A 3779-nucleotide genomic window follows, 5' to 3' on the forward strand; every position below is an offset into this window, starting at 1 on the left:
AGGTGAACTGAATATTGATTATCAAACCGGTGGCTTTATGAGTCTGATCGGCGACTTACACAAGGGCCGTCATACAGGTGAAGCATGGAGCTGGGTGATTGATATTTCAGCTGTTTTGATGATTCTGTTTGCTATTACCGGATTATTTATCCTCTTTCAAAACCGTAAAAAACGTGCCGCAGGTCTATGGTTAACGCTTCTTGGTGTTGCCACGCCTTTGGTTATTTATCTAGTTTGGGTGCCTCAATTTAAAGGAGTATCTTAATGAAACAAGCCCACTTACTCGTTGCTCTACTAATTAGCTGTTTATTCAGCCCTCTGAGCTTTGCAAAAGATCCCAACCTCACCGTTGAATTTACCTTACCTGAGCTAGATGTTTCTCCATATCATCGCCCTTACGTGGCATTATGGCTAGAAACACCTGAACGTAAACACGTTACCACGATTGCACTTTGGGTCGAAAAAGCTGAATGGTTTAAAGACTTACGTCAGTGGTGGCGAAAAGCCGGTCGTAGCAACGACAACTTTGATGGTGTGACAGGTGCAACAAAACGCCCAGGTACTTATACGATTGAATGGCAAGGTAAAGATTTAAAAGGTAATCCAGTTAAACCTGGCAGCTACCTACTTAATGTTGAAGTTGTACGTGAAGAAGGTGGCCGAGATTACACCCGCGTTGAAATCGACTTAACAAAAGACGGCAAAGTCACAATTAAAGGCGAAAAAGAGTTCGCGACTAGCTTTGTTACCATTACCAGTAATTAAGGACAAACAATGAAATTAAAATTATTAAAAACAGCGCTGATCGGCGCTGTGACCTTCACAGCACTTGCATCTGGCTACGCACAAGCACATGCCCGTTGGTTAATGCCATCTCACACTTCTTTATCTGGTGAGAAAACTCACTACGTGATGATCGATGCCAGTATTTCTAATGAGTTATTTAGCCCAGATAAAGCATACCGCCCAAAACAAAAAGGCGCAGAGTATGACGACAACTTATTAGTTGCCCTTGCACCAAATGGTAAGCCGGTCGAAGAAACGATTCGCGCATACTATTTAAAACGCAAAAACTCAGCGGCAGTGAGCTTAACGCAAGACGGTACTTACCACATTGCTATGCAGCAAAAGCCAATGCTAATGACTTTCTATAAAGACAAAGATGGCAATCGCGGCCGTGTGTTCGCAGGTAAAAAAGAAGCAGACCTACCAGCAGGCGCAACCGACGTGCGCACTGTAAAATCAATCGCAACTGTTGATACTTTTGTCAGCCGTAATGGTACTTCTAAGCCAACATTACTCGGTCAAGGCTTAGAAATTTCAGGCCCTACTCACCCGAACGATCTATTTGCTGGTGAAGAAGCTAAGTTCCAATTATTAATGGATGGCAAACCAGCCGCTGACGTTGAGCTTGCGATTGTTCGTGGTAGTGCACGCTACCGTAATGAACGCGACGAAGTGAAAGTAACAACCGATAAAAAAGGCTTCTTTACGGTGACATTCGCTCACGCCGATATGTATCTAATTGAAGCATCTGTTGATCAAAAACCAACTGAAGCCGATATCGATAACGTACGCTACTCATTATTCACAACACTTGAAGTAGCGCCTGAATAATAAGCTGATTAGGCCTCAATAAAGGCCTAATTCAACTTTCGAGGAAGACTGTAGTCAACCGTGTGATCGCAGCTACCGTCTTTCTCGCAATCATTTACCCCATCACCATCGACATCCCAGCTTGGGTGCATGCCTTTTAATGTACTTTTTACGACGCTAATATCTGCTGTAAATTCACTTTGCTCATCACGGCGCGCAGCATTGCGCATCAAAAACACTCGAATCACATAATCGCCATTATCAGGAATTTTAATCTCGGCATGATCACCTTTTGCCGGGCCAACAAACAAAGCTGTTGGGTTGCCTTTTGGTAAAATATTAAAGTAGCTGCTTGAATTTGATGGAGCAAAATCAACCTTTAAAGTAGTGCCTTTATTAAGGTTAATTTGATATTCCAGCAACTCATAACCTTTGATTGCGTCTTTAACTTGCCAGCTTTGCTGCACAGCAATATCTGAAGCTAGCAACTCATAATGACGACTATTTGGTAAATTTTGTTCAGCAAACACCAAACTACTTTTAGCCACCGAAAAACAAAACCCTATTAATAACAACAACTTCATATTTTACCTCCTTTTAAATTCTCTTTTAAAGAATGATAAACGCTATTTTTACAATTTTTAATTCTTTTAAAGTGAACCTATAGTTACTCCATCGCAGACACACTGCTCAACTAAACAGGATACCTACTATGAAACTTTTTACTTTAATCTCAGCTCAACCACACTTACAAAATATTAGCACTTTATTGGCGCGTATTGGTTTATCGGCCATCTTTTTACTAACTGGCTTTAGCAAAATAGAATTCTTTGATGCAACTGCACAGTACATGGCATCAGTAGGTTTACCAGAGTTCTTACTGCCGTTTGTGATTGCTTTTGAAATTGTTGGCGGGTTATTTATTTTACTAGGGTTTTTAACACAACTAACCGCTATCGCTTTTGCTGGTTTCAGCTTAGTCAGCGCTTTGCTATTCCACTTTCAACTTGATGATCAAATGCAATTTTTAATGTTCTACAAAAACATTGCGATGGCAGGCGGCTTTTTAGCATTAGCCAGTGTTGGTGCAGGCAAAATCAGCCTAGATCAACTAGTGTTAAAACGTAGTCAGGCGTAATATTTCTACCAGCCAATGACCTAAGTTGTTGGCTGAATTTGTTTTTAAGGGAGCGCGAAAATGGCAACGTTATTAACAGCAACCAGCCACGATATTGGTGGGCTCGATGTAAAACGCATCTTGCCCGCATTTTGACAAAAAAATGGTTGGCCCATTTATCTTTTTTGACCACATGGGGCCAAACCACTTTCCTCGCGGTGAAGGCATAAATGTGAGGCCTCACCCTCATATTGGCCTATCAACGCTCACTTATTTATTTACTGGCAGTATTTACCATCGCGAATTCGCTTAGGTAATAGCCTGCAAATAGAAGCCCGGCGATGTTAACTGGATGACCGCAGGTCGCGGTATAGTGCACTATCAGAAAGAGAAAGCACCTGAAGTGCGGGCGAGCGAGCACGACATTAATGGTCTGCAATGCTGGGTTGCTTTACCTTGAGAGTATGACCGAAATAGCACCGCGTTTTGAACATATCAAAAAACAGCAATTGCCTGAGAAATCTCGAAAAAGGCGTACTGATGCGACTCATTGTCGGTGATGCCTATGGCTTAAGCTCCCCAGTCGAAAAACTACTCACCGATGTTTTATGTCGATACAGTCGCCGAGCAAGGTAGTCATATTACTAAACCGCACCCTCATCATGAACTTTTCCATTGGTATACCCCTCCTGTTCTAATGTCGGTTTCAGCATGGAACGCACTTCTGTGTCTAGACTTCTATAGCAAGGCCATCGAAGTCTAAGCCTTCAATACGAGAGATGGTACCTTTGAAACAGCGGTCGATTACTTTTTTACTTAAGCCTAGGGCTTCAAATATCTGGGCTGATTGGTATGACTGTAAAGTACTAATTCCCATTTTGGAAAGTACTTTTAATAAGCCGTATCCAATAGCTTTTTGGTAGTTAGCAAAAGCTTCTTCGATAGTGATATCAGCTTCTAGCTTTCCTTCTTATGCAAGTCAATAATTGACTCTAGAGCTAAATAAGGGTTGATGGCACTTGCGCCAGGTGCTGGGTGAGCACACGAGTATGACAAACTTAACCTT

Annotated in this window: 5 protein-coding genes and 2 pseudogenes; 5 read left to right on the top strand and 2 right to left on the bottom strand. The window is 42.0% G+C overall.

Annotated features, from left to right (window positions below; genetic code table 11):
- From ACXACQ_RS23710 to ACXACQ_RS23720, 3 genes are all read left to right on the top strand, one after another.
- The coding region (locus ACXACQ_RS23710) for a PepSY-associated TM helix domain-containing protein (protein WP_474978524.1) at positions 1 to 265 on the top strand (265 nt) is incomplete at its 5' end.
- Positions 265 to 765, top strand: coding sequence for a DUF2271 domain-containing protein (locus ACXACQ_RS23715; RefSeq protein ID WP_138599107.1), 501 nt, complete (start codon positions 265 to 267; stop codon positions 763 to 765). The genes ACXACQ_RS23710 and ACXACQ_RS23715, both read left to right, overlap by 1 nt.
- A gap of 9 nt (positions 766 to 774) precedes the next feature.
- Positions 775 to 1617 (top strand): DUF4198 domain-containing protein, encoded by an 843-nt coding sequence (locus ACXACQ_RS23720; protein WP_138599108.1) that lies wholly within the window; start codon positions 775 to 777, stop codon positions 1615 to 1617.
- Positions 1618 to 1643: 26 nt separating this feature from the next.
- On the opposite strand, the gene ACXACQ_RS23725 is transcribed toward ACXACQ_RS23720, so the two are convergent.
- Positions 1644 to 2180, bottom strand: a complete 537-nt coding sequence (locus tag ACXACQ_RS23725; protein ID WP_339980094.1) for a hypothetical protein — start codon at positions 2178 to 2180, stop codon at positions 1644 to 1646.
- Positions 2181 to 2308: 128 nt separating this feature from the next.
- Here ACXACQ_RS23725 and ACXACQ_RS23730 point away from each other — a divergent pair, with 128 nt between their 5' ends.
- Positions 2309 to 2734 carry a DoxX family protein gene (locus tag ACXACQ_RS23730; protein WP_054552291.1) on the top strand — a complete coding sequence of 142 codons (426 nt, stop codon included), beginning with the start codon at positions 2309 to 2311 and terminating at the stop codon, positions 2732 to 2734.
- 142 nt (positions 2735 to 2876) lie between these two features.
- Positions 2877 to 3173, top strand: a pseudogene (locus tag ACXACQ_RS23735) (pirin family protein).
- A 209-nt stretch (positions 3174 to 3382) separates the two neighbouring features.
- On the opposite strand, the pseudogene ACXACQ_RS23740 reads toward ACXACQ_RS23735, so the two are convergent.
- A pseudogene (locus ACXACQ_RS23740) lies at positions 3383 to 3779 on the bottom strand (glutamate synthase central domain-containing protein); the annotation flags it as partial.

The organism is Fulvivirga sp. AWR4_260 (assembly GCF_056158185.1).